The organism is Streptococcus tangpeifui, from assembly GCF_044503215.1.
Taxonomy (GTDB): Bacteria; Bacillota; Bacilli; order Lactobacillales; family Streptococcaceae; genus Streptococcus; species Streptococcus tangpeifui.
In genome coordinates, this window is the sequence record NZ_CP172427.1 from 2,006,460 (window position 1) to 2,032,251 (window position 25,792).

At 42.3% G+C, this 25,792-nt stretch carries 19 protein-coding genes; 3 read left to right on the forward strand and 16 right to left on the reverse strand.

Annotation, left to right across the window (positions count from 1 at the left end; all coding sequences use genetic code 11):
* Positions 1–6 precede the first annotated feature (6 nt).
* The 7 genes from ACFSN5_RS09270 to ACFSN5_RS09300 all read right to left on the reverse strand — a co-directional run bounded on the left by ACFSN5_RS09270 (position 7) and on the right by ACFSN5_RS09300 (position 9,741).
* A complete protein-coding gene (locus ACFSN5_RS09270) occupies positions 7–756 on the reverse strand; it encodes an SseB family protein (RefSeq protein WP_165212284.1) in 750 nt (249 codons plus the stop codon).
* Entirely contained in the window at positions 749–3,025 is a 2,277-nt protein-coding gene (gene pnp / locus ACFSN5_RS09275) for a polyribonucleotide nucleotidyltransferase (RefSeq protein WP_165212282.1), read from the reverse strand. The genes ACFSN5_RS09270 and pnp overlap by 8 nt, the downstream gene beginning before the upstream one ends.
* A 419-nt stretch (positions 3,026–3,444) precedes the next feature.
* A complete protein-coding gene (locus ACFSN5_RS09280; protein ID WP_165212280.1) occupies positions 3,445–3,777 on the reverse strand; it encodes a hypothetical protein in 333 nt (110 codons plus the stop codon).
* A gap of 334 nt (positions 3,778–4,111) precedes the next feature.
* Complete coding sequence (adhE, locus tag ACFSN5_RS09285) at positions 4,112–6,781, reverse strand: bifunctional acetaldehyde-CoA/alcohol dehydrogenase (protein ID WP_165212278.1); 2,670 nt, start codon at positions 6,779–6,781, stop codon at positions 4,112–4,114.
* 476 nt (positions 6,782–7,257) lie between these two features.
* A complete protein-coding gene (rpsO, locus tag ACFSN5_RS09290) occupies positions 7,258–7,527 on the reverse strand; it encodes a 30S ribosomal protein S15 (RefSeq protein ID WP_165212276.1) in 270 nt (89 codons plus the stop codon).
* Positions 7,528–7,814: 287 nt separating this feature from the next.
* Positions 7,815–8,186, reverse strand: coding sequence for a hypothetical protein (locus ACFSN5_RS09295; RefSeq protein WP_165212274.1), 372 nt, complete (start codon positions 8,184–8,186; stop codon positions 7,815–7,817).
* Between the two features lie 370 nt (positions 8,187–8,556).
* Complete coding sequence (locus ACFSN5_RS09300; protein ID WP_165329433.1) at positions 8,557–9,741, reverse strand: MFS transporter; 1,185 nt, start codon at positions 9,739–9,741, stop codon at positions 8,557–8,559.
* A gap of 89 nt (positions 9,742–9,830) precedes the next feature.
* On the opposite strand from ACFSN5_RS09300, the gene ACFSN5_RS09305 reads away from it, so the two are divergent.
* Together ACFSN5_RS09305 and def are read left to right on the forward strand one after the other, a co-directional pair.
* The gene (locus ACFSN5_RS09305) at positions 9,831–10,484 is read left to right on the forward strand and encodes a Crp/Fnr family transcriptional regulator (protein WP_165329432.1); all 654 of its coding nucleotides are present in this window, start codon (positions 9,831–9,833) and stop codon (positions 10,482–10,484) included.
* A 78-nt stretch (positions 10,485–10,562) separates the two neighbouring features.
* The gene (gene def, locus ACFSN5_RS09310) at positions 10,563–11,177 is read left to right on the forward strand and encodes a peptide deformylase (RefSeq protein WP_165329431.1); all 615 of its coding nucleotides are present in this window, start codon (positions 10,563–10,565) and stop codon (positions 11,175–11,177) included.
* Positions 11,178–11,205: 28 nt separating this feature from the next.
* On the opposite strand, the gene ACFSN5_RS09315 is transcribed toward def, so the two are convergent.
* A complete protein-coding gene (locus ACFSN5_RS09315; RefSeq protein WP_004228848.1) occupies positions 11,206–11,850 on the reverse strand; it encodes a TetR/AcrR family transcriptional regulator in 645 nt (214 codons plus the stop codon).
* Between the two features lie 178 nt (positions 11,851–12,028).
* Between ACFSN5_RS09315 and ACFSN5_RS09320 the strand changes: the two genes are divergently transcribed.
* Positions 12,029–13,429 (forward strand): MFS transporter, encoded by a 1,401-nt coding sequence (locus ACFSN5_RS09320; RefSeq protein ID WP_165329430.1) that lies wholly within the window; start codon positions 12,029–12,031, stop codon positions 13,427–13,429.
* Positions 13,430–14,425: 996 nt separating this feature from the next.
* Here ACFSN5_RS09320 and ACFSN5_RS09325 read toward each other — a convergent pair.
* The 8 genes from ACFSN5_RS09325 to tgt form a co-directional block, all read right to left on the reverse strand.
* Entirely contained in the window at positions 14,426–14,974 is a 549-nt protein-coding gene (locus tag ACFSN5_RS09325) for an NADPH-dependent FMN reductase (protein WP_165329429.1), read from the reverse strand.
* Between the two features lie 116 nt (positions 14,975–15,090).
* Entirely contained in the window at positions 15,091–15,528 is a 438-nt protein-coding gene (locus ACFSN5_RS09330; protein WP_004225599.1) for a MarR family winged helix-turn-helix transcriptional regulator, read from the reverse strand.
* A 773-nt stretch (positions 15,529–16,301) separates the two neighbouring features.
* Complete coding sequence (locus ACFSN5_RS09335; protein ID WP_165329428.1) at positions 16,302–16,463, reverse strand: hypothetical protein; 162 nt, start codon at positions 16,461–16,463, stop codon at positions 16,302–16,304.
* A 207-nt stretch (positions 16,464–16,670) separates the two neighbouring features.
* Positions 16,671–21,077: a PolC-type DNA polymerase III gene (locus tag ACFSN5_RS09340; protein ID WP_165329427.1), complete on the reverse strand. Its 4,407-nt coding sequence runs from the start codon at positions 21,075–21,077 to the stop codon at positions 16,671–16,673.
* Positions 21,078–21,992: 915 nt separating this feature from the next.
* Positions 21,993–23,249: a DUF975 family protein gene (locus ACFSN5_RS09345; protein ID WP_165212256.1), complete on the reverse strand. Its 1,257-nt coding sequence runs from the start codon at positions 23,247–23,249 to the stop codon at positions 21,993–21,995.
* 162 nt (positions 23,250–23,411) lie between these two features.
* Positions 23,412–23,951 carry a biotin transporter BioY gene (locus tag ACFSN5_RS09350; protein ID WP_165212254.1) on the reverse strand — a complete coding sequence of 180 codons (540 nt, stop codon included), beginning with the start codon at positions 23,949–23,951 and terminating at the stop codon, positions 23,412–23,414.
* Positions 23,952–24,073: 122 nt separating this feature from the next.
* On the reverse strand, positions 24,074–24,376 hold the full coding sequence (locus ACFSN5_RS09355; RefSeq protein ID WP_165212252.1) for a CHY zinc finger protein: 303 nt from the start codon (positions 24,374–24,376) through the stop codon (positions 24,074–24,076).
* Positions 24,377–24,497: 121 nt separating this feature from the next.
* Positions 24,498–25,640, reverse strand: coding sequence for a tRNA guanosine(34) transglycosylase Tgt (gene tgt, locus ACFSN5_RS09360; protein WP_165212250.1), 1,143 nt, complete (start codon positions 25,638–25,640; stop codon positions 24,498–24,500).
* Between the last annotated feature and the right edge of the window lie 152 nt (positions 25,641–25,792).

The following is a 25,792-nucleotide window of genomic DNA, read 5'->3' on the forward strand; positions in this document are numbered from 1 at the left end:
CCTCACTTAATTTTCGATACTAGCCCAATCCACCAAGGTTTGATTTTCGTTGAGGGGATCAAGTACCACACCCTTGGTATCGCCAACACCGCTCTCTCCTTGAGCTGGATGGGCAATCTGATCCACAGTCCAAGTCATGACTGTTCCCTTGGCTAGACGGAAAGGATAGCCTAAATCCCCGTCATTATACCATTTAGCAAAGCTAGGAATGTTAGAAAAGGATGGGATGTAAGTTTCATTTTCAATTGTCAAAGCCGGGTAACTGCGTTGATAGCTGCCATCTTCGCTAGCCAAGATAATGACAGGGACAAAGTATTGACGTTGCAAGCTATCTCGACCTTGATTTTCTTCCCCTAAAACATCATTCAAAAGCTTGGTGTAAGTATTGATGAGTTGAATCAATTCACTGCTCTTGAAAATAGTGGAGTTGGCAAAGTCGCCAGCTTTTTTAATATTAAAGACCAAACCATGCAAGCGGTTAGTTACCGCCTCTTCTAAAACTTCAATACTAGGCCGTTCTACCCAGTCTTGCGTTTTAGCACTAGGGTGTTCTTTTTTGAAAGTATCCAAATCACTTTTATTACTGAAAACAGGAATAACTTTTTGACCTTGCATAGCAACAGCATAGGGTTGGGCAGCTGCTATCACTGGAATAGAATGAAGACAGTTAACTAGGGTCAACCCGTCTAAAAAGTTCTCTGGATTAGCAATAAAATTACGTAAGGCAAAATCGAGTTCTGAGTTAAATTTATTCATGATGACCTTCTTCTGATTCTACTACTTGTTCTTCTTGATTCTTAGATTGATGGGGGTGGTGACCTTTGCGGTGATGGTGTTCATCTTTTTCAATCATTGGATGCTGTCCTGCTGACTGATGGTTCCGTTTCTTATAATGATGCTTTTTAGTCTCTTGTCCCTCGTTTCCTTCAGGTTTTGGCAAGAGAGCCTTGATGGAAGCATTGACCCGACCTTTATCATCTATTTTAATCACCTTAACATCGACTTTATCACCCACTTTAACGATATCTTCAACTTTATTAGTTCGTTCCCAAGCTAATTCTGAAATATGGACTAAGGCATCAGTCTTATCAAAGAGATTGACAAAGGCACCAAAGCTTTCGATACGGACAACTTCGGCATGGTAAATCTCACCAACCTTGGCTTCACGCACTAGATTGGCAATGATTTCCTTGGCTTGAGCAATGGCTGCTTGGTCAGGAGAGTAGATTTGCACATTTCCTTCTTCGTCGATGTCAATCTTAACCCCTGTTTCTTCGATAATTTTATCTATAGTTTCACCGCCTCTGCCGATGACCACCTTGATTTTATCGACATCAATCTTAATAGTGTCAATCTTAGGCGCGGTTGGAGCCAAGTCAGGCCGCGGAGCTGGAATCGTTTGTTCAATCAGATCGAGAATTTCAAAACGGGCCTTTTTGGCTTGAGCTAAAGCCTCCTTAAGAATTTCTGGAGTAATCCCTGAAATCTTAATATCCATCTGCAAGGCTGTAATCCCTTGACGGGTTCCGGCCACCTTGAAATCCATATCACCAAAGTGATCTTCAAGACCTTGAATGTCTGTTAGAATGGTGTAGTTGTTGCCATCAGAAATCAGTCCCATGGCGATACCTGCTACCGGAGCCTTGATGGGAACTCCCCCTGCCATTAAGGCTAGAGTGCCAGCACAGATGGAAGCTTGGGATGAAGAGCCATTGGATTCCAGTACTTCTGCCACCAGACGGATAGCGTAGGGGAAGTCTTCAAAACGCGGTAAAACCTGAGCCAAAGCCCGCTCCCCCAGAGCACCATGACCGATTTCTCGGCGGCCAGGCGCTCCATAGCGACCTGTTTCTCCGACAGAATACTGAGGAAAATTATAGTGGTGCATAAAGCGCTTGCGGTACTCTGGATCCAAGCCATCGACAATCTTGCTATCACTCATAGGTGCCAGAGTCAAAACCGACAGAGCCTGAGTTTGGCCTCGGGTAAAGAGCCCTGAGCCGTGCACTTGGGGTAAGAAATCGACTTCAGCCTCTAAAGGACGAATTTCATCGACCTTGCGGCCATCTGGACGAACCTTCTCCTCGGTAATCAGGCGACGAACCTCAGCATGCTCCATTTCTTCTAAGATTTCAGCAACATCACGCAAGATGCGCTCGAGTTCTTCGTCTTCAGCATAGCGTTCTTCATAGATTGCCAAAACTTGGTCTTTGACCGCCTGCGTTGCTTCTTCACGCGCCAGTTTTTCTTCAACTTGAACAGCTTTTTGCAGATCACTGTTATAAGCTGAAATAATTTCAGCCTGAAGCTCAGGGGCAACCTGCAAGAGCTCAACCTCTGCTTTTTCCTTACCAATTGCAGCGACAATTTCTTCTTGGAAGGCAATCAGTTCCCGAATGGCTTCATGTCCTTTGAGTAAAGCTGCTAGCATAATATCTTCGGATAATTCCTGAGCACCCGACTCAACCATATTGATAGCTGTCTTAGTTCCCGCCACCGTCAACTCCAGACTGGAGGCCTCCTTTTGTTCAGCTGTAGGATTAATGATAAAATCACCATTTAGGTAGGCAACCTGAACGCCTGCAATCGGTCCATTAAAGGGAATATCAGAAATACAGAGAGCGAGAGAACTTCCAAACATCGCTGCCATTGGAGCAGAAGCATCAGGATCGTAGGATAAAACCGTATTGATGACCTGTACTTCATTGCGAAAACCTTCGGCAAACATGGGCCTAATAGGACGATCAATCAGACGAGCCGTTAAAGTGGCATCGGTCGAAGGACGACCTTCCCGTTTCATAAATCCACCAGGAAATTTGCCAGCCGCATACATCTTTTCCTCGTAATTAACCTGCAAAGGAAAAAAGTCAGTTGTAGCCATTTTTTTGGACATGGTTGCAGCGGATAGGACTGTTGAATCTCCATAACGCACAACAGCAGCACCGTTAGCCTGTTTGGCTACTTGACCGATTTCAACCACTAGGGGTTTCCCTGCAAAAGTCATTTGAAAGGTTTGTTTTGCCATGAATCTACCTCATACCCATGAATCAGCAAGAACTTTTTCATAGGCTAAAGCCTGGCCCTCGCTAATCCTTGAATGTTCTAGTTAAAATTGATACCTGTTTTTTACAAAATTAAATAAAGATGAGCTTAAAGATTTACTGCAAGGCCTCTTGACTTAATTTTGTATAAAATCATGGTATCGCTTATATTCTACCACAAAAGGAGGCTAATGATAAGATTAGGAACAGGATTAAAGCTAAGAAAAAGCCTCAAAATTGTCCTTTGAAGTCTATGTTTATATAAAATCAGACTAGGCATCAAGCACAGGCAGCTTAAATTATCTAGTGGATTTAAGGTTGGAATAAGACAAACGACAATTGATAACACTGAAACGAAGCAAGGCCTAAGGCAATGACATATCATTTAGTTTTTCAAAAAGCATTAGAAGCGATTAAGCATCTGAGCTATGATTAACAAGGCTAAGAAAAACACGACAATAATTCCGAAGCCAGAAAATCCGGCTTGAATCCGCTTGGGCTTGGTTAAATTTAGTGGCAGTCCTAAGCCAAACAAAAAGGGGCCTAGGATAAAGAAGCTATAAAAAAAGACATCATTTTTTAGATGAAGACTGTAAAAAGACAGACCAAAAACAAGAATACCTAAGAAACTGATCCAGACCAATTTGCGGTAGCCTGAGGACAGGGCTAGCCCGAGAAAAACCAGACCTAAGGCTGGCATGGCTAGAATAAAAATAAAGAGAAGCTGAACTAACATGGCTCTATTATAGCATAAAGGTTAAAAAGCCAAGTCAGCAAAAAAAGAGGAGAGTGGGACAAAAATCAGTAAATTGTGATAAAATCACGATTTTGATTTTGTTATCCCACTATCCTCTGCACAATTGGCTAGGTTTTCCACTTTGGCCTTGCGGCAAAAGGAAAAACTGCCAGCAGCAGTTCATAGAGGCTAAAGCACCTATGAACTATGCAAGGGTAAGATTTGTTGGTTACGAAGAAGTCTTACTCTCAACTGCTGCGCCAAGAGTTTGTTCCAAAATAGGAAGACTGGACGAATTCTTGTCCAGCCTTCTTCTAGTTTATCCGATTGTACCTTAGAATTGATCAATCAAAAGTTGTTTCATATCTTCAATGTATGGCTGACGTGGGTTAGCTGGTGTACATTGGTCATCATAAGCCAAACTAGCCAGACGATCCACAGCTGCGTCAAAGGCTTCCTTGGTAACCCCGTTAGCTGAAAGTTTTGGTTCAACACCTACTGCATGCATCAACTTGTCAATGCGTGCGCAGAGTGCTTCAACCAATTCAGCATCGTCTTTACCTTCAAGTCCAAGGGCTCGAGCAATATCTGCATAATCACGCTGTGCACGGTATTCTTCATAACGTGGGTAAACTGAACGTTTGACATTTCCTGCTACGCCATTGTAGCGAATAACATGCTGCATGGCAATTGCGATAGCAAGGCCGTGCGGAAGGCCGAATTCGCCACCAGTCTTGTGTGCCAGTGAGTGGTTAATACCAAGGAAGGCATTACCGAAAGCCATACCAGCAAGCGTTGAAGCATAATGCATGTTTTCTTTGGCTTGTTCACCGCGAAGTGTTGGATTCTTAGGATCATAGTTATAAGCATCTTCCAAGTTTTCGATGATTAACTTGATAGCTTCAAGTGACCATGGACGTGTAAAGTCAGACGCCATAACAGATACGTAAGATTCAAGGGCATGTGATAAAGCGTCAAGACCTGACCAAGCAGCTGTACGTTTTGGTACAGTCATAACAAACTCTGGATCAACGATAGCGACTTGAGGTGTTAATTCATAGTCGGCAAGTGGGTATTTCACGTGTGTGAAATCATCTGTGATAACAGCAAACGGCGTTACCTCTGCACCTGTACCTGATGTTGTTGGAATACAGAAGAGACGAGTCTCTGTTTGATGTTTGAACTTCACAATACGTTTGCGGATATCGATGAATTTTTGTTGCAATTCAAGGAAGAATTCACTCACATTTTCATAAGCATCAAGCCATCCTTCTTCACGATCAAGAGATACTTCGTAAATCAAACGAGCAATCTTAGAGGCATCAATCGCAGAACCACCACCGATAGCAATAACGGTATCAGGCTTGAAGTCACGCATTTGTTTGGCGATTTCAATTGTTTGACCAAGAGTTGGGTCTGGCTTGATGGTGCCATAAAGTGAGGTCACCACTTTTTCATCACGAAGTGCTAATTGCGCATAAACCGTATCAACAAAACCAAATTGAACCATCCCCGGGTCGGCAACGATGAGGGCGCGTGTCATTGGTTCATAGGCATCTTGCAAATAAGAAATAGCATTCTTTTCGTAGTAAGTTTTTTCTGGCAAACGAATCCATTGAGGACGGTTACGGCGTTTCGCAACAGTTTTTACGTTCAAGAGGTCGCCAGTAGATAGATTGTGTGACAATGAATTTTTCCCCCATGATCCTGTTCCAAGAGTTAAGCTGGCTTGCAGTGCATCTGTATAGACATCACCAATACCACCGACTGAGTCTGGCTGGTTAACCAAGACACGAGATGAATTAAGGGCATCACCATATTCCGTAACGAATGGGTCAGCTTGAGAACCGATTTGGATAGCACAGTTGTGACCAGCACCTTGATAATCAAGCAAAGCAGCCACGATCTCGATACCGTCTTGGCGATCTTTCGCTTTATAAACTGAAAGGATTGGAGAAAGCTTCTCTGAAGATAATTTTTCACCAATGTTTTTCTTGTCCAATTCAAACAAGAGCACATCTTTACCTTCTGGTAATTTCACACCAGCGTGTTCACAAATCCAGGCAGCTGACATACCAGCAACGGGTCCGTTAACACCGTGATTGTCATTGAAGACGAAATCTTCAAGTTTTTTATAGTCTTTCTTAGGTACCAAGTAAGCACCTTTTTCCTGCATTTTAGCCAGCCATTCTTTGTAAATTGGAGCTTCAACTACTGCTGAGTTTTCTGTTGCACAAATCATGCCGTTATCAAAACGTTTTGACAAAAGAAGATCTTCGACTGCACGATCAAGGTGGGCCGTTGCATCTACATAAACAGCACCATTACCAGCACCAACCCCCATTGATGGGTTACCAGATTTAAGAGCTGCATTAACCATGCCGGGGCCGCCGGTTGCTAAGATGGAGGCAATTTTCTTATTTGAGATCAAGGCATTGGTATTAGCGATTGATGGTGTGTCAATCCATTGAACAATATTTTCAGGAGCACCGGCTTTGACCGCAGCATCGTAGAGAATCTGTGCGGCGTGCGCTGAACATTTTTGAGCTGATGGGTGGAAGGCAAAGACGATCGCATTGCGTGTCTTTAAAGCAACCAAAATTTTGAACATGGTTGTTGATGTTGGGTTAGTTGTTGGTACAATACCAGCTAAAACACCAAGAGGGGCTGCAATTTGGATACTGCCAGCTACTTTATCTTCACCAATAATGCCAACCGTTTTTTCATTTTTAATACGTTCATAAACATATTCTGTCGCAAAGTGATTTTTAGTATCTTTATCCTCGATAACACCGCGACCTGTTTCCTCATGTGCTTCTTTCGCCAGTTCAAGAGCGGCTTCTGAACCGGCAAGCGCCATAGCTGCAACAATTTTATCAACTTGCTCTTGAGAGTAAGTTGCATAAACACGTTCAGCTTCTACGGCTTTGTCTACAAGTTCCCCTGTATACTGTTGCGCCAATTCTTCAGCACTGAGTTCTGCAGTTTTAGTTGCTTTTGCCATAAATTTATCCTCCAACGATAATCCATTAACGAATGTTTGACTAAGAAGATAATCACACATAAGAATTTTTAAAAAATTAGTTTGTGATTTTCTTCACATTAATATTGTAATCTTTTACAAAATAATGTCAAGTACTTTTGTGAATTTTTTCACGATTTTTTTAATTTATACAATAAACTGCTTTCCTTTCTATGAAAAAACTATCAAACCAAACGGTTAGTAAGTCTAAAAAAGTGACTTGCAGAGCCTACAACTCTGTAAAAAAGAAAAAAGCAGGCTTGAAGTTTCTTGCTTCACTGCCTGCTTCCCTATTTTTCTTTGAGACTGATAGACAATAAAAATAAGCTCAGTTGTAAAACTAAGCTTAGTTATTCAAGCTCGGGCTAACAGGTTTTAGGAATCTGTCTTAAGAAATCAAAATTCCTTAACAGGCTCCTAAAATCCTACACCTTTTAATCGCCCTCAGCATCATTTTATTACCGACGAAGTCCGAGTGATTGAATGAGGTCGCGATAGCGATTAACATCGGTACGGCGAAGGTAAGCTAAAAGGTTACGACGGTGACCGATTTTTTTCATCAAACCACGGTAAGTTGCGTGGTCTTTTTTGTGTTGCTGAATATGTTCATTAAGGTGGTTGATTTCCCAAGTTAGGATTGCAACTTGCACTTCAACGGAACCAGTGTCGCCTTCGTGACGAGCATATTGAGCAATGATTTCATTTTTTTTCTCTTTTGAAATTGCCATATTTTTTCTCCTTTTATTGCTCCATCCGAGTGGTAGGCTTTGGCAAATCCTACTACCAAGAAGAAGTTAGTTTGTCTTTGCGACTCTTACATTCTAGCAAATTGGGTTAGGTCTGTCAAAGTATTTTAATTTGGACAAGATAAATTTCATCCCTTAACAAGTTAATCTGAAAAAGAGTCTGGCCCAGATTTCTCATTCAAGTAAAAATTTTTTCCACTATCTGGGGACAAAAATTCCAGAACGATACCATTGGGATCAATATCATCACCATACCTGACCTCTAGCTTTTAGCTTAGGGATCCTCTTTTTGCATCTGGGGAGGTGTCATCGTATTCAAATAGATAATGGGCTGAGTAAGGATGATCTTTTTGAATGGTCTTCCAACTTGTCCCACCCTTGGCTTGGTTTTCATAGTCACCTTCAATCAGCTGGTTAAATTGTTCTCGTGACCAGCCGATTGTGGGGTTTTCTTGTTTGACAGTTTCAACATCATCAGCTACTAGGCCTCCATCGACATCTGTCAATTGGTACTTGCCAAATCCATTTTTCTCAAAGGTTAAATGGACAGCAAGCTGCCAATCATTGTCGTTACTATTGTAATCCAAATATATTTTACTATTATCCTTCATCGTAACTACTGGCTTGGGACGCTTTCCCATGTTTCTTTAGCACTTTATTGAGAATGGTTTTATTGATTTTTAATTGCTTAACTTCCTTTAATGTCCAGTCGAACTGATAATCAGCATCCATATAGTTCTTAATATCATGAGATTTTGGCTCAGTCCAAAAGTAAGAGTCCTTAGCAGAGCTAGACCGATGCGACTGCCTATACAGAGAGCAAGTGTTAAAACTCCCAAAAAGATCAAGCAAACTAGACATCCTCCTAAAACGACCAACCTAGGATAGCCATTGTTCGATTTTTCTCGATAGGTCCTTCTGTATGATTTTCTTTAGTCATAATTTCTCATCGTGCTTAGCTAGAACAGTCAGCTTTTCCTGTCTCTTCTAATTTTTTTGATTCTGTTTTCCTCATTTATTTCCCTTAAGCAAAAGATTTTTTAACATAAGAACTAAACCCAGTCCTATACTCAGACCCCCAAAAATAGCAAAAGTGGCTCCCGATCCGCTGGCAAAGAAGCCAAAAAAGCGCAGAACCAGCGAGGCACAAGCTCCTCCCAGATTACAGCCCAGAAGAACCAAGGTGGTAGCTGTATGGAGGTGGCGCTTGTGAATGGTTTCAGAGATGAGGTTGAAGACATAGGTGACACCTAGGCTATAGACAAAGCCTGTCAGAAGAGCCCCTAAGCCCAAAATAATAATATTGGGGGCCAGCCACATGATAAGAAGTCCCAAGCCCAAAATGAAGACAACTAGACTCATCAAAGAGCGGCCAAGGAACTCCACTAAGCTGCTAAAGAATGTTCCCGCCACAATCCCCATCAGCATCATCAAACTGAGAATCAGGCTGGCCTGCTGGGCACTGCCCAATCCGTACTGGGTCACAACGAGAGGAATTCTCAGAGTATTAGCCGAATTAATAAGGATAACAAAACCTGCATAGAGGGCAAGGGATAAAATATACAGCAATTGACGAGGACTTAAATGATCAGTTTTTATTTGCTTTTTATCTTTAACAGGCTCTTGCTGGACAGGCGTTAACTCAGGTGATCGAGGAACAAATGCCAAGTAAAGCCCCAAGATAAGGAAACCTAGCGCATAAATTGCAAAAGTTACCGACCATGTAAAATTCAGTAATTGACCTGCTATAAAGGTAAAAAGAGCTGAGCCTAGGACTTCTGCTGATCCACGAAGGCCCAGCATTTTGATGCGGTCTCGTCCTGTAAAGCGTTGACTGATAATACTGATAGCACGGGCATTGATGAGACCAATCCCAAACCCCAAAACCAGGCGTGAGAGAAAAACCAGGCTATAGGTTTGATTAATTAAAGGGAAAAAGCCTCCCAGCGAAAGCAAACAAAGACCGCTGACAATAATCAAGCGTTCAGAAAAGGCCCGACTGATCCAAGGCGTTATCAATAGGACCGCAATAATAGCAAAGGAAGGCAGGGAAACAAGCAGTTCCACTCGGTCAGGACTAATCCCCCTCTGGCTGTAATAATGAATCATCTCCGGTAGGGCTGGAGAGATCGCATAGGTTGAAACCAGCATCAGGGATAAGGCCAAGAGGCTGATTTTCTCCATCGTCATTTTCATAATAATTCCTTCTTGAAAAACAGTAATGATACCAGTATAATGAAAATTAGAAAAGAAAAATAGGACATAGGTCCTAAAAAGAGGTCGCTATGGCAAAAAAGTCCTTAGAATACTACCTAAACAAATACCAGCTAGATCGTATTTTCCCTCAGCACTATATTAAGCAACTCCAGATTGTGACCTACGACAAGGGACAGGCTATCTGCCAGCAAGGGCAGGACTTACAGCATCTCTTCTATTTTATCGAAGGCCACATTAAGATTGTTCGGCGGCTCTTTAATGGTAAGGAACATATCTTAGAAACTCAGGAACAACCAACCCTTATCGGTGATATTGAGCTGATGACTAGCGAGGTCAGTGTCTCATCTGTCATAGCCCTAAAGCCTAGCCTAATCATCCAGTTACCCCTGACCAACCGTGATCAGCTCTACCAAGATCCTCTCTTTCTCTATCAGATCGGTCGCCAGCTTGCCCAAAAATTGGAGCAACAAAACATCATCTCTTCGACCAATATTTCCTATTCCGTCAAGGAGCGCTTGGCTACTTATATTCTGGCTCAGGAGGTCGATAACATCTTTCAGTTACACCCCAGTGTTTTAGCCGATGTCTTCGGGACTTCCTACCGCCACCTCGGCCGAGTGGTCAAGCAATTGCAGGATCGAGGCATTATAAAAAAGATTGCTTTTAAGACTTATAAAATTATCGATCGTTCACAGTTAGAAATAGCTAGTATTCGAAACTAGTGTCCCAATCTTTCTTTCTCCATTTTTTCGTGCTATACTGAATTCAAGTATAAATTTTACATTTAAAGAGGTTTAATCATGTCACCACAAGAAAAAATCATTAAGGCCAGTCATCTGATTGATATGTCCGATATTATCCGTGAAGGAAATCCAACATTACGAGCAGTTGCCAAGGATGTGGAATTACCGCTCTCTGATGAAGATATTATTCTAGGCGAAAAAATGATGCAGTTTCTCAAGAATTCACAAGATCCTGCTATGGCTGAAAAAATGGGCCTTCGAGGGGGGGTTGGTTTGGCAGCTCCTCAACTAGACATTTCTAAACGGATTATCGCTGTTCTAGTCCCTAATCCTGAAGACGAAGAAGGCAATCCGCCAGCTCAACCCTATAGTCTGCAGGAAATTATGTACAATCCTCGTATAGTGTCCCACTCTGTACAGGATGCAGCCTTAGCCGATGGTGAAGGCTGTCTCTCTGTCGACCGTGAGGTCCCCGGTTACGTTGTTCGCCATTCACGGGTGACTGTTGAGTATCTTGATAAAAACGGTAATAAACAAAAAGTCAAACTTCGAGGCTACAACTCCATGGTGGTTCAACACGAAATTGACCACACTAACGGTATCATGTTCTACGATCGCATCAATGAAAACAATCCTTTCGAAATAAAGGAAGGCATGCTGATTATTCAATAAAAAAACAAACAAGCTCTGGCTAATAAAGTCAGGGCTTGTTTTGGGGTTCACTTAAATAAGTATCTATAATTAGGTAAAGGCTGTCGATACCAGTCTTTTTTATCTGTTCAAATTCTTTTGGGCTATGATCATGGTAGAGTAGCTCATCAACCAAGGCGGATATAAAGTCAAAGACTACAAGTGACAAGGTTTTGAGACTAATATCTGATTGCTTGTTTTGGTAATCCAAGAAACATTGATAAGTCAGAGTTTTTATTTTCTCATTGTGCTCTTCAAGAAGAGATTTGGCTTGAGGAACCGCATAAGCCAGCATTTCGATCTGGGCATGAAATTTTGTATCCTCTACCCGCAGCAATTGCTCTACCAGAGAATGCAGCCATTTTTTAGGAGCCTGAGCAAACAGGTCTAAAGACTCCTTGGTGCTGAGTTCCGTAAAAATCTTATCGATAAAGGCGTGATTGTAGCGTTCCAAGAGCGTAATTAAAATATCTTCCTTGCTGGCAAAATAAGAATAGAGAGTCCCAACAGACAGACCAGCCGTCTTGGCAATTTCGTTGGTTGTCACATTAAAATAGACTTTTTCTGAAAACAGCTCCTTAGCTATCCTTAAAATTTTTTCTCGTTTTTCAATGCTTCTCTCCTGCCGAGGAGAGCGAACCTTTTTTTCTATCATGTGATTTCCTCTTTATCAAAGCTACTCCTATTATAGCACATGATGGAGCTACTCAAATACCTTAAAAACATGAGCATTGACTCATTTTTTGTCTTGACAAGATTCCTAAGTGAGACTATAATATGTCTAAAATATGAGCAATCGCTCATATTTGTGTGAACACAAAAAGGAGGTCATTATGACTAAATTGAAAAAGATTTTACTGACACTGGCCATGTGTCTGGGAGTTTTTCTGGTGATGCTAGATACCACCATCATGAATATCACTATTCCAGCTATTCAGAAAAGTTTTAACATCGGCTTGGACAGACTGTCTTGGGCTATCAATATTTACACTATTATTTTTGCCAGTTTTACTATCCCCCTAAGTAAGCTCGCCGATATTTACGGCAAGGGACATTTCTTTGCACTTGGTCTCTGCCTCTTTGGCTGCGGCAGTTTAATATCTGGTTTTTCAGCAGGGTTTAATTGGCTGCTGGTCGGCCGTCTCATTGCCAGTTTTGGAGCTGCCATTCTCTTGCCCGTTGGAAATACCTTAGGTATTTCCACTTGGTCCATTGAGGATCGGGTTAAGGTCGTTGCTGCCTTAGGCCTGACCCAAGGAGGAGCTGCCGCTATCGGTCCTACTCTCGGTGGATTCTTAACAGATAGTCTGTCTTGGCATTGGATTTTCTTTATCAATCTCCCCTTTGTTCTATTCGCTTTTTTGCTTATTTGCTTTACTTATCATTTTCGCAATGACGAACGAATTTCAACCAAGATTGACTGGATAGGTAGTCTCCTTTCTATGATGAGTCTCTTTGCTGCTTCCCTTGGTATCATTAAAATTCGTGACTGGGGATTTTGGGATGTTAAAAGTTTGGCATGTTTTCTTGTCTTCCTCATAGCTCTTATCATCTTTATTTCTCTGGAAAAGCGGATTGAGCACCCTATGATTAACCTTAATCTATTTAGATTCCGAGAGTTCTCTGCCTCCACCTTTATAGCCACGGTCGTGCAGTTCTTCTATGTCGGTGTGCTCGTTATTCTCCCAACCTACTTCACCAATGTGCAAAGTAAGGCGGAGCTTGGTGCAGCTCTCATTCTCTTACCTATGTCCATCATTGTCTTCATCTTTGGTGGCCTAGGAAGCCTGCTCATCAATAGGCTAGGCCCACGGATTTTGGTCCTAATCGGTTTGGGGAGCATCCTCCTTTCCTATGGCTTACTAGTCACCGTTAACCCTGCCAAGACTTGGGAAATGACTGCTGCTACTATTATTCTCGGTATCGGCTTTGGGACTATTGCTGGTCCTGTCAATGTCTTGGCGGCCTCCAGTCTGCAAGGGGAGCTCTTAACTTCCTCCCAAAGTGTTCTTGGAGTTGTCCGTCAAATCGGCTCTGTTCTAGCCGTTTCTGTCTTCATTTCTATGGCGACCAATAATCTTAAGGCCCTAAAGCTCTATACACCAAGCACTATGGCAGATGCCTATATCTCCATCTACAAGATTTGGATTCCTTTCATGATTCTGATGCTGGCTTTGACCCTCCTCTTCCCTAGGAGAAAAGACTATCTCAAAGGGGTGGCTGATAAAAAATAAGATCAAAAACTCTCTAGAAATAAGATAAAATAGCTTGTCTTAGTCCCTGCCTTTCTCGTTCTTGACTACTTGGTTCAAATTCTATTTATGACTCATGAGCACTTGTTACAAATTGAACCAGCTTTAGTCGCTAATTTGAGTTCAGTCGTCTTTGCCGCCTTAGTTTGGCTGTTTCTCTAATTATTACAAGGACCTAGAAACTGTAAAAAGATTAGATGGGACATATATGGTCTTTACGTCTTTGGTATCGCGGTGTTATTAGCTGTTAAATTTATCTATCGGTGGCTTTGTGATGAGGATGGCTAGCCCTACAACGACCTCGGCTAGTCAGGCAGCATTAAACTTGGCATGCCCTTTGCCTTTACCCCATCTTTTTTACCTGTGATTTGCTCCTATGGTTGAAAAAGATATTTCCTGCAATGCCTTCTTAAAAGGCTTTTAAGTTGTGATAGCTGGCCAAAATGATTGGAGGGTAGGGGCTTTGCCTCTCTACTTTTTGGTTTTCTCCAACTTTTCATCAACCTTCCTTGTTTCCTTCTCCAGAAGTCCAAAGTATTTACGAAGACAGGAGATTTGTGATTGGTTTTGTAACTGTGATGAATAGGCTACAGCCTCTGTCTTTTCAATAATCTAGTAGCTATCTTGTTTACCTTTCTTATGTAAAACAATAAAGTAGAGGAGTACAGTACCCGTTTGATGGTTTCAAAAATCTTGAAATCTTTCTAATTCTACTTGCTGGAAGATGTTTTCAGCTTTCAAAAAGAGGCTGGAAAAAAATATTCCAGCCTTCTATTTTTTCAGTAATAACAGTTTGACGCAGTAATTGGGAGTCTTTATCTTGGCATTTCAGGTACCCCCTTAAACAGTCCACTGGACTGTTTAACTACTCCGCAATTGTTAGCGGCCATCCTAATCAACTGTGCAGAGGTGGGACGACGAAGTCAATTTATATAAAAAATTGACTTCTGTCCCACTCTCTTTTCTATTGCTTTAGTATCAGTCAGCCAAAGCTGCTAGAAGAGCATCGGCCTGCTTGTTCAGCTGTGCCAGGGTTTCTTGCTCAGCAACGAATTGACCATCCGCCCAAGCCGAATCATTAACACGAGAAGTCGTCACTTCGTCAACGAAATTAGTACGGATGAATGGCAAAAGGTTGCGGTAAATTTCTGCTGTCTGGTCAGTACCACCGTTAGCTACGAGAGAAACTGTTGTAACTTTGTCCTGAAGGACTGAAACACCTGTCGTATCTGAAAGATCTTTAGCACGTGACAACCAGTCCAAAAGGTTCTTAATAGAACCTGGGATTGAGAAGTTGTAAACTGGTGAGAAGATCCAGATAGCATCTGCTGCTTCAACGGCATCGCGAACAGCTTGAACAGCCGGCAAGACTGGTGTTTCAAGATCCTGATTAAACATTGGCACTTGCGACCAGTCCAGATAAGACACCTTAGCTTTTTCAGCTAAAACTTGTTCAGCTTGTTCAGCCATTTGATAGTTGAAGGACCCTTCACGAAGAGAGCCAACGATAAAAAGAATATTTTTCATTTTTTGGTTTTCCTTTTGAAATAGATTTTTTAGTAATGCTTGACATAAAACTGCCCTGCATATTATTACTATGTAGTAATAATAGCATTAAATTAAAAGACTGCACAGTAATTTGCTCAGTCCTTATCATTAAGAGTTTTGAATTTCTTCAAAAGTTCAATTAATTGGTTTTGCTCATCTTCAGTCAAAACGCTAAAGGTTTCTTCAACGGCCTCAATATGAGCCGGTAGAGCTTTTTCTATAATGCGTCGCCCTTTATCTGTAATCGAGATAATATAGGCGCGATGGTCCTTTCTGCTGACCCGACGTTGGACCCAGCCATTTTTTTCCATATTTTTAATGACAATGGTCATATTGCCTGACGTTGATAAGATACTAGAAATCAGATCACCAATACGCAGAGGACCCTTAGCATAAAGGACATCTAAGACACTAAATTGAGCAGGTGTTAAATCAAAATCACGGAAAGTTGCGGAAACTCTGGTATCAATAGTTCGAAATGCCTTACGCATTACAACCATACTCTTGACAGCAGAATTCTTAAATTTTGTCATGGACGTTCTCCTAAAACCAACAAAACGAGACAGAACAACCTAAGCAGAAGAGGCATTTAGCCACTAAGCTTTAGAATCTAGACTTCTCGGAATTATGAAAAATCTAGATTCAGGTTATAGAGGGTCTGTTAGGGAAGGCTTCCTTTCTACGTTCTTCTCTGCTCACATGCGCAAATTTGACTCAAATGCGCCAGCTATTAAGCAGGGTGTGATTATTGTAGAGCGAAAGAATTTTCCTGTCAAACGTTTTGCACTAATTAGTAATTCTTTCCTAAAATGACATCCAATTTCATTCATTGTAGCACTAAAAAGTACGTCAAGCAAGCGAGTTGACTTCTTGAGGCTTTCGAGGCTGGAATAGACATCTTTGAGCAGCGTTCTCACAGACAATATCATGTGCTTCATCAGTTTATACTTTCTGAAAATCACAAAATAGACAAGGCGGAGCCTTGGTTAAATCCGCTACTATCAGGCTTAACACGTCAGGGCCTGTGGAACCTTAACGAAAGCAAATCCCCTACTAACTTACCTTGTTTCCTTACTAACCTGTTGCTTTACTTAGTATCGTCTGAAGCAACGGCCTATCGTTTTGACTTTCAAAGGGTATGACGCACCATAATCCGACAGTAATATTAAAAACCGAACACGATTAGATTTTTAAAGGTGAAAATTCTAATGTGTTCGATTTTACTTTTTATATCAAGAAGCTTGATGTAATGACAAATAAATTTCAAAAGAAAAATTGTCTGTCCTGACCACTTTATGCTAAATGTTTAGTGGTGTTTATTGCTGTATATAGTTTTCAAACATTTTCCTAGAATAACTGTCCCACAGATGACTATGGTTACCCCAAAAGCCTGCTTACCAGAAATTTCTAAATGGTAATCAAAATGTTCGTTTTTGGATTTGTCATCCCATTTGATATCTAATTGCATTGAAATCTCCCTTCTTGTTCGACCTTCGTACTGTTTTCCTTTCGCGAGTTAACATTAGCTGTCATACTTATATAGATTTTTATGCTAGATGGTTTCCCTAAATTTTATAAGTTGTTTAACAGCTGACGGTATGAAAGGCAACCGATCAGTGTTGCATTGGCTATTAGCGAAGGAGTTGCACCCCACTGAAGCAATCGCTGTAAATAATCAAAAGAAATCATCAAATAAAGATAGCTGATTATCTTCTGGCATATCACCTAAAATACCCATTTCGTCCATTTTTTCGACTAGGGTTGCTGAAACACCACCGCGCTTACGCAGCTCGGTTTTAGACAGGAACTCTCCTTCTTGGCGGCTAGCAACAATTTGTTTAGCAACATTTTCACCAAGACCATCCATAGCGACAAATGGCGGAATCAGGGTATCACCTTCAATCTTGAATTCAGTTGCTTCACTGTTATAAAGATCTAACTGACCGAATTTATAGCCTCGCTCCAACATTTCATTGACAATTTCCAAGGTGGTATAAAGGTCAATTTCAACGTTAGAAGCTTCGTTATTCCTGCGTTTATTTGCAATATCTTCCATGCGGGCCTTAACGGCACTCAGTCCGGCACTCATGGTCTTGAGTTCAAAGGCTCTAGCCCGAATAGAGAAGTAAGCACAGTAGTAATAGATAGGATAGTGCACTTTGAAGTAGGCTACCCGTAGGGCCATCATAACATAGGCCGCTGCATGGGCCTTAGGGAACATGTACTTGATCTTACCGCAAGATTCGATGTACCAGTCTGGCACATTATTATCCCGCATCGCTTGAATATAGGTATTGCGCTCTTCCTCAGAAATTTTAAGCCAAAGTCCTTTACGAACCCGTTCCATAATCGTAAAAGCCATTTTAGGCTCAAGGCCTGCATGCATGAGATAAACCATGATATCATCCCGACAGCCGATAACTGTTGAAAGAGTAGCAATGCCTTCTTTAATCAAATCTTGGGCATTGCCCAGCCAAACATCCGTACCGTGAGAGAGTCCAGAGAGCTGGAGCAATTCAGCAAAGGTTGTCGGATGAGTTTCATCAACCATCCCCCGAACAAAGTTAGTACCAAATTCTGGAATTCCCAGCATACCTGTCGGGGTACCAATTTGTTCTTCTGTAACACCAAGGACTTCCGTACCTGAGAAGAGTTTCATGACATCTGGGTCATCGGCCGGAATATCTGTAGGATCAATTCCAGACAGGTCCTGAAGCTTACGAATCATGGTTGGATCATCATGGCCCAGAATATCGAGTTTGAGGACATTTTCATCAATATCGTGGAAATTAAAGTGGGTTGTTTGCCATTCTGCTGAGGTATCATCAGCAGGGTATTGGACCGGCGTAAAATCATAGACATCCATATAATTTGGAATAACAACGATACCGCCAGGGTGCTGACCCGTTGTCCGCTTAACGCCGGCTGATCCCATGGCTAAACGGTCCACTTCAGCATCACGGTAGAATTTATTGTAATCGCGCTCATAGCCTTTGACAAAGCCGTAGGCTGTCTTTTCGGCGACTGTGCCAACGGTCCCAGCCCGAAAGGCGTATTCTTCACCAAAGATATCACGGACATCCAAATGTGCAGATGGCTGGTCGTCCCCAGAGAAATTAAGGTCGATATCGGGAACCTTATCTCCATCGAATCCTAGGAAGGTTTCAAAGGGAATATCGTGACCATCCTTAGTTAGCTTGTGACCGCAGTTTGGACAATCTTTGTCCGGCAAGTCAAAACCTGATCCAACCGAACCATCGGTGATGAATTCTGAATACTGACAGTCTGGGCAGATGTAATGAGGCGGCATAGGGTTGACCTCGGTAATCCCAATCATGGTCGCCACAAAACTAGATCCAACAGACCCCCGTGAACCGACTAGATAGCCACGCTTATTGGAGCGATCAACCAACATTTGGGAAGCCAAATAAATCACGGCAAAACCATTTCCCAAAATAGAAGTTAATTCCTTTTCAATACGGCGATCAATAATATCCGGCAGAGGATTGCCATAAATTTCGAAGGCTCTGGCATAAGTTTTTTCCGCAACAGTCTCTTCGGCTTTATCAATGTAAGGCGTATAGAGATCATTCTTGACGACTTCCACTTCTTCAAACCGTTCCGCAAATTCTTGTGTATTGGTTACAACGATTTCGTAGGCTAAGTCTTCACCCAAAAAGGAGAAATCATCCAACATTTCATTGGTAGTTCGGAAATGGGCATCCGGCAGGGGGGCGGGTTGGGCATCTTCACCTCGGCCGATTGGACGATTAATCATAGCCCCCGGACCCAAACTGCGGACGATGATTTCTCGGTAGAGCTGGTCTTCCGGCTCAAGATAGTGGACATCACCTGTTGCCAGAACTGGCTTATTGAGTTTGCGACCAACCTCAATCAAGTCACGGATAACCTGCTGAATTCCCTCTTCATCTTTAATAAGCTCACGGGCAACCAGAGGGCGATAGATGGCTGGTGGCATGACCTCGATAAAATCATAATACTTGGCCACTTCGAGAGCCTTATCGACCCCATGGGAAAGAACAGCGTCGAAGACCTCCCCTTCTGAGCAGGCCGACCCCAAAAGCAAGCCTTCTCGATACTGATCCAGCACTGTTCTGGGAATCCGAGCTACACCTTCAAAGTATTTAACATTAGACAGACTGACCAGCTTGAAAATATTCTTAAGACCAATCTGATTTTGCACGTAAATAGTGGCATGTTTGACACGGGCTTTTTTGTAGGAATCTTCCGATACTAATTTCGTATTAAGATCAGCTAAATTACTGATACCACGATTTTCACGCGCTTCCTTGATGAAGATAAAGAGCAGACGTCCAGTCGCTTCCGCATCGTAGTTGGCCATGTGGTGGTGATCCAGGGCAACTTGGAAACGCTTAGTGAGAGGCCCTAGACCATGGCGCTTATATTCAGGATAGAGATTGCGGGCAAACTCTAGAGTATCAATAACGGGCTGAGTAATGGTAGGCAGATCATGACGCTCATAATTAGCATTCATAAAGCCTACATCAAAGGTGGCATTGTGGGCTACCAAGACAGTGTCTTTACAAAATTCCTGAAATTCTTGCAAAACTTGCAAGAGGGGCTTGGCATCTTTAAGGTGGTTATCCGTAATCCCTGTCAAATCTGTCGTAAATTGACTCAAAGGATGTCCAGGATTGATAAATTCATCGAACTGATCAATGATATTGCCCTTGTGCATCTTGGAAGCCGCAATTTGAATCAAGGAATTGTTAACAGCAGATAACCCCGTGGTTTCTACGTCAAAGACAACATAAGTCGCTTCATGTAAGTCCATAGGCACTTCATTATAGGTGATTGGCACCCGGTCTTCAACGATATTAGCCTCTAAACCAAAGATGGCCTTGATACCAGCCTTTTTGGCTCGATGATAGCCATGAGGGAAGCTCTGCACATTGCCATGATCGGTAATAGCAACGGCTGTATGGCCCCAACTAGCCGCCTTGTCAATCAAGTGTTCAACCGTAGGCAGACCATCCATGGTAGACATATTAGTATGAGCGTGAAACTCAACCCGCTTCTGTCCTTCAGGCATAAGATCTTTGCGTTCCTTGTGGACAATTTCCTTCACATCCTGCACATTCATGGTCAAAGTCTTGGTCCATTGGTTATTTTCAATATTTCCTCGAACTCGGAGCCAGGCTCCTTTGGCAATGATGTCGTACTTTTTGAGGTCATTATCGTCTTTAGCCCACTTCTGCATAGCAAAGGAAGAAGTGTAGTCGGTCATCTTAAAGCTGATGATGTGCCGGCCGGTCCGCGTCGTCCGGCGTTCCACATCAAAAACCATTCCCTCAAAGACAATGCGGTTTTCCTCAGTCTCAATCTCAACCATAGGCGTGATTTCCGCCTTATCAAAACTAGCTTGACGTTTGGCTGCTCTTTCCTTGTAATCAAATTGAGGAGCCGGCGCTGACTCTTCCTGAGCTGGCATAGAAGCTTCCAAAGAAGCAACCGCTTGGGCATTTTCTTCCTGAGCCTGCTCAATCTTCTTATGTCGACTGGACTCAAAGGCTTGGGTAAGCTCTTGCGTCTTATCCTCATCAACCTCAATGGCAAAAGAGACCTGACCAAAACCAAATTGGGCAAACTGCTGTTCCAGCTTGGGCAAATGGTTTTGTTTAAAATGGTCATTATTCAAAAAGCCTGGAGCATGGATAAGAATCTGTTCCTTGGTTGGATCATAGGTGACTGTCAGATTTGAAAAGCTCGAGCGAAAGCTGGCACTGGAGCAGAGGGGGTGATTAAAACTCTCTGTATAGTAGGCCTGTAATAAATCAGAATCAGAAAAATCTCTATTTTCTGCCTCAATGGTAAAGGTAGCTTTAATATCTGCTGCCTTAAAGGTCGAAACAAGACGATAAGCCAGCTCTTGATAGAGCGCAATCGGTAAAATTTGCTCAAAACTAAAATGAAAATCCCATTGACGACTAAGGGCATGTACCTTGACTTCCTTGATATCAGCAGACAAAAAGGCCTGAGACTGTCTCATCTCAAGCGGCATTTCAATCTGTTCCATCAATTTTTTAAATAGCTCTGACATGACTGACTCCCGTTTTTTCCTAAAATGACGAGTTTCCTGACGATACTTGTAGCATTTGACCTAGGCCCTTGGATCAACTTTCAACCTAGCCTTGGCCAATTTAGCCCTTATATTATAGCATATTTAAACCATAAGTTCCCTTAGCCAAGACCAAATCAAAAAAAGACTGGACAAGGTCCTGTCTCATTAACATGATTATAGATTTAACTAGATTGACGCAGTGGCTGGGAGTAAGACTTGTTGGCTATGCCAACAAGTCTTACTCCTGCACAGTTCATTAGGTGCTTTAGCACCAATGAACCACTGCTGATTGGCGATCCTTATCTTGGGGCTAGGGCGCAGTCTCATTTTCAGGCACCCCTTAAACAGTCTACAGGACTGTTTAATTACCACGTAAGTGATAGCTCCAACAGTTTTCCAAACTGTTGGAGGTTACTAATCTGATGAAGCTTGTTCATCTTATTTCCAACCTCAAAAGGTCTTACGACTTAACAAGACTCCTCTACTTTATCATAAAGAAAAAGTAGTGAGGACTGTCTCCCGTCGGGGGAGTTTATCACTACTAATCTTAATATGTTTGAGCTGTGCGAAGGTGGGTTAAAACGCTCTGGTAGAGCTTTTTAATCGGGAAATAAAGCTTGCAAAGCAAGTGTCAAAATGCTCCAGTGGACTTTGGCAATCTGGGGATAGACTGCCAAAGCCTGCCACCTAAAAATAAGAAAGTGGCAGAGGCCTGAGCCTTAAAACGGGAGAGCGAGGAAAATCAAAACCGTGATAAATCACGGTTTACTGATTGAGTCCCACTCTGTTTTAAATAGGGTAGTTTGACTGCAGCTGCCTATCCCACTCCTTAAGTACTTAGTTTTAGACGGCTTGATTACCTTACTTTTTCACAAATACAAAAAGTTTAGACAATTACTTACGTTTCTTACCTTTTTTCTTTTTGGCTTTGGTCTTAGGCTTTTTAGACGTTGAGTGATGAACCTTATCTGACTTAGGTCCTGACTTCTTGGACGATTGATTTGTTTGCTCTGTTACTTCTTTTTCAGCCTTAATGATTTTCTTATTAGATTCTTCTTGAGTTTCTGGCTTAGCATCCTCTACTTTTTTAGACAGTTTTTCTGTTTTTTTGGACTCAACAGGCTGCTTATCGGCCACTTTGGATTTTTTAGACGCTTTCTTTTTAGGATTTTTCGCTTCTTTTTCTTCACGCTCTCGACGTTTCTTAGCAACTCTTTCACGACGCTGTTCTTCACGTTCCTTCTTAGCCTTCAACTTTTTGGCCATCTTTTTGTCGTGAGCCTTTTTCTTATCAGCCTTACGGTCGGCGATACGGTCATTATAATCCGACATAGCTTTATCAGCCTCTAACTTAGCATTGGCTAGTTTTTCTTCAAGCTGGACAATTTCCTTGGGCTGTTCCTGATGGATCAAATCTTCATAGAAAGCTGCTTGAGTTGTTGCCACATAGGGAATCCAAACAGCCAGAGTAAGGAAATAGCAAAGGAAAAAGAAAGCCCCCCAAACCACTTGCTGATTGGCGAAAAGGAAAACTGACAAAGCAACAAAGATTGCCGGCACCAAGAACCACCTCGAAAAACTCAAGATGAGCATGAAGTAATCTCTCTTGTGTCCTTCCATTATCACTTTACTTTTGGTAATAGCAGAGGTTGTGGTAATTCCCTTACCTGCTTCCATATCATCCTTGAGGATGAAAAGTCCTTGGGAATAGGACACGGCTTTCATATAGCCAGGGATAATCAAAAGCACCATCCAAAGTAAAGTATAAATGGCAGTCATCAAAACGACCCCAAAAATACTATCGAAGCGCTGCTCCTTGAAAGCATAAGTTGCCGCTTCTCTAAAGGATTGCTTACGACCACGAATCAAATCCAAGTAGGCATAACTGGCTCCGGCACCTATACCAACAGAGGCAAAGAAGGTAAAGAGCACCAGCAGCAAGAAAGCCATTACGATAAAAATCAGGACAACATTAGATGTGGCAGTAAAATCTGATGAAGCTGCTCTCCAAACCAGAGCCAGCACTCCCAGCAAGAAGGTGGAGATGAGTCCCAGAATGATAGTTGGAACCCAAAGGACCCCAACTGCCCAGGGCCAATTCCCTCGAAGGGCTGTTTTTGCTTGCTCTTTTAAATCTTTCCTTGTTTTCACAGTAAACTCCTTCACTATCAATTTCAAAGGGCAGATAGGTTGATCTTTTAAACCCTTTTGTCATTTATACAGTTTAATACTACTATTCTATTACGCTTGATGGGGGTTGTCAATGTAAAAAAGTCGCCTGACCTCAAAGGACGGCGACAGATAAAAATTTTTCTAAGACTTATGACTTGCTGAAATTTTATGAAAACGCAGAAAAACAAGGGTCGCTACTAAAACTTTAAGACTATCCCCAGGAATAAAAGCGAGACTACTGGAAACGACCGCTGTAAAGATCGACATCCCTGTATAGACCGCCAAATAGAGACCACCCAGTAAGTCAACGAAAAAAACACCAGTCAACCAGATGACAATAAAACTGGTCAAAGCCGTAATTTTTCGCAGATGAGACAGCCCCCAGTCGAGCAAGAGAGGAACCAATAGCCAAGTCCAAACATAGCCAGCGGTTGGGCCAATGAGAACCTGAATAGTTGTAGTAAAGCCAGAAAAAGCCGGAATAGCCAAGCCGACTAAAAAGAGTAAGCAAACCGATAAGCTTCCTTTTTTACCGCCTAACAAGCAGCCAGCCAGCATGACTCCTAGATTCTGTAAAACAATAGGAACAGGAATAAAGCCCAAAGGAATTCCTGGAATATAACTGAGAACGACTAGAAGCGTTGTCATCATGGCAATCGCAGCCAAATCTTTAGTCTTCATAAGACTTCCTTTCATAAGATACTAAACTGTCAAGCACTCCGAAGAAAAGCAAACCGGACAATGAATCCTATAAATTCAAGACAGGTGGGTCTTTTTTCGCAGAAGTGTAGGCGGGTTCAATTCTATTCAAAATAAATATCGTGATGGTAAGAACATTTGGGATTGAAAACGTGGTGACAAGAAGGACAAGCTCCCGTCTGGTAATCCTGCCAATTCAAGAGACTCCGGCAATTGCCACAAAGGACCAATTTTACTTCCCGTTTATCCATAGCTTTAAAGGGATGGTCGCAAAGAGCATCATGGCATTGGTAACAGGCATAAAATTTCTGGCAGTCCCGGCACTTCAAAGCAAGAACATCATTGGGACCGTAGTAGTGTTGACAACGACCTGCTTTATCTAAATCTAAGCCTAAAATTTCTAGCATTTTTTTCTCCTAAGTATAATCTTATACTACCATCTTAGTTTTTGCTCGTCAACTTATTTTTTTATAGAGGTTAACAAATAGGGCGATTAAAAACTCCCCTTATGAGGAGTGATTGTTTTGTTTAGAAATTGCGGCCATTTTTACCATAACCATAACGATCCATGAAATCTTGTCGGAATTCCAGCAGGTTGTCATCCATAATAGCTTGGCGAACTTTCTTCATTAGGTTGACTAGGAAGTAAAGATTGTGATAGCTGGTCAGGCGAATACCAAAGGTTTCGTCTGCTTTAAGCAGGTGACGCAGATAGGCGCGTGAATAGTTTCGGCATGTATAACACTCACAATCTGGATCTAAAGGTCCAAAATCTTTAGCAAAGGCAGCATTTTTGACCACAAGACGTCCCTGACTGGTCATGCAAGTCCCATTACGGGCGATACGAGTAGGTAACACACAGTCAAACATATCTACTCCTCGGATAACTCCGTCAATCAAGCTATCTGGTGCTCCGACGCCCATAAGATAACGGGGTTTATTTTCTGGCAAGAGCGGGGTCGTGAAATCTAGGACCGCATTCATCTCATCATGACTTTCTCCAACAGCTAGACCCCCAATAGAATAACCAGGAAAGTCCATGCTGACAAGGTCAGCTGCCGATTGCCGGCGCAGATCTTCAAATCCGGCTCCCTGCACAATCCCAAAGAGGCCTTGGTCATGCGGGCGGCGATGGGCCTTGAGACCACGCTCAGCCCAACGACTCGTACGCTCGATGGATTTTTTAACATAGTCATAAGGTTGGTAGAACTGAGGACACTCATCGAAAGACATCATGATATCTGATCCCAAATTATTCTGGATAGAGATGGCTTTCTCAGGTGAGAGGAACATCTTAGCCCCATTGAGATGGTTTTTGAACGTAACGCCTTCTTCTGTAATATTACGACTATCAGCTAGTGAGTAGACCTGAAAACCGCCACTATCTGTCAGGATAGCCTGGTCCCAATTCATAAACTTGTGGAGACCACCAGCCTCAGCAATCAGCTCGTCTCCCGGACGCAGCCAGAGGTGGTAGGTGTTGGAGAGGATAATCCCTGATCCCATTTCTTTAAGTTCCTCAGGTGACTGGGTCTTGACCGTCGCCTGAGTCCCCACTGGCATAAACATGGGAGTTGGAAAGGTGCCATGCGGGGTGATAATTTCCCCTAGGCGGGCACCTGTGTGTTTTTCTTTTTTAATCAGACGATATTTAATCGGTACATCAGTCATTGATAGTTCTCCCTTGTAAGCCCCTTGCAAGGGCGATTTTAGCCTTACTATTCTATCAAAATATGAAAAAGATGTCACTCAGATTTGCATCTAAAAAAGAAGTCGGCCAGTCCGACTTCTTAAACATTCTTTCCTGAGGCTAACAAGCTTTT

Coding starts and splice junctions, on each gene's coding strand:
- adhE (WP_165212278.1), bottom strand. CDS start 6,781: ATGGCAAAAGCAACTAAAACTGCAGAACTCAGTGCTGAAGAATTGGCG.
- ACFSN5_RS09305 (WP_165329432.1), top strand. CDS start 9,831: ATGGCAAAAAAGTCCTTAGAATACTACCTAAACAAATACCAGCTAGAT.
- ACFSN5_RS09320 (WP_165329430.1), top strand. CDS start 12,029: ATGACTAAATTGAAAAAGATTTTACTGACACTGGCCATGTGTCTGGGA.
- ACFSN5_RS09300 (WP_165329433.1), bottom strand. CDS start 9,741: ATGAAAATGACGATGGAGAAAATCAGCCTCTTGGCCTTATCCCTGATG.
- ACFSN5_RS09325 (WP_165329429.1), bottom strand. CDS start 14,974: ATGAAAAATATTCTTTTTATCGTTGGCTCTCTTCGTGAAGGGTCCTTC.
- ACFSN5_RS09335 (WP_165329428.1), bottom strand. CDS start 16,463: ATGCAATTAGATATCAAATGGGATGACAAATCCAAAAACGAACATTTT.
- ACFSN5_RS09330 (WP_004225599.1), bottom strand. CDS start 15,528: ATGACAAAATTTAAGAATTCTGCTGTCAAGAGTATGGTTGTAATGCGT.
- pnp (WP_165212282.1), bottom strand. CDS start 3,025: ATGGCAAAACAAACCTTTCAAATGACTTTTGCAGGGAAACCCCTAGTG.
- ACFSN5_RS09270 (WP_165212284.1), bottom strand. CDS start 756: ATGAATAAATTTAACTCAGAACTCGATTTTGCCTTACGTAATTTTATT.
- def (WP_165329431.1), top strand. CDS start 10,563: ATGTCACCACAAGAAAAAATCATTAAGGCCAGTCATCTGATTGATATG.
- ACFSN5_RS09315 (WP_004228848.1), bottom strand. CDS start 11,850: ATGATAGAAAAAAAGGTTCGCTCTCCTCGGCAGGAGAGAAGCATTGAA.
- tgt (WP_165212250.1), bottom strand. CDS start 25,640: ATGACTGATGTACCGATTAAATATCGTCTGATTAAAAAAGAAAAACAC.
- ACFSN5_RS09340 (WP_165329427.1), bottom strand. CDS start 21,077: ATGTCAGAGCTATTTAAAAAATTGATGGAACAGATTGAAATGCCGCTT.
- ACFSN5_RS09280 (WP_165212280.1), bottom strand. CDS start 3,777: ATGTTAGTTCAGCTTCTCTTTATTTTTATTCTAGCCATGCCAGCCTTA.
- rpsO (WP_165212276.1), bottom strand. CDS start 7,527: ATGGCAATTTCAAAAGAGAAAAAAAATGAAATCATTGCTCAATATGCT.
- ACFSN5_RS09295 (WP_165212274.1), bottom strand. CDS start 8,186: ATGGGAAAGCGTCCCAAGCCAGTAGTTACGATGAAGGATAATAGTAAA.
- ACFSN5_RS09350 (WP_165212254.1), bottom strand. CDS start 23,951: ATGAAGACTAAAGATTTGGCTGCGATTGCCATGATGACAACGCTTCTA.
- ACFSN5_RS09355 (WP_165212252.1), bottom strand. CDS start 24,376: ATGCTAGAAATTTTAGGCTTAGATTTAGATAAAGCAGGTCGTTGTCAA.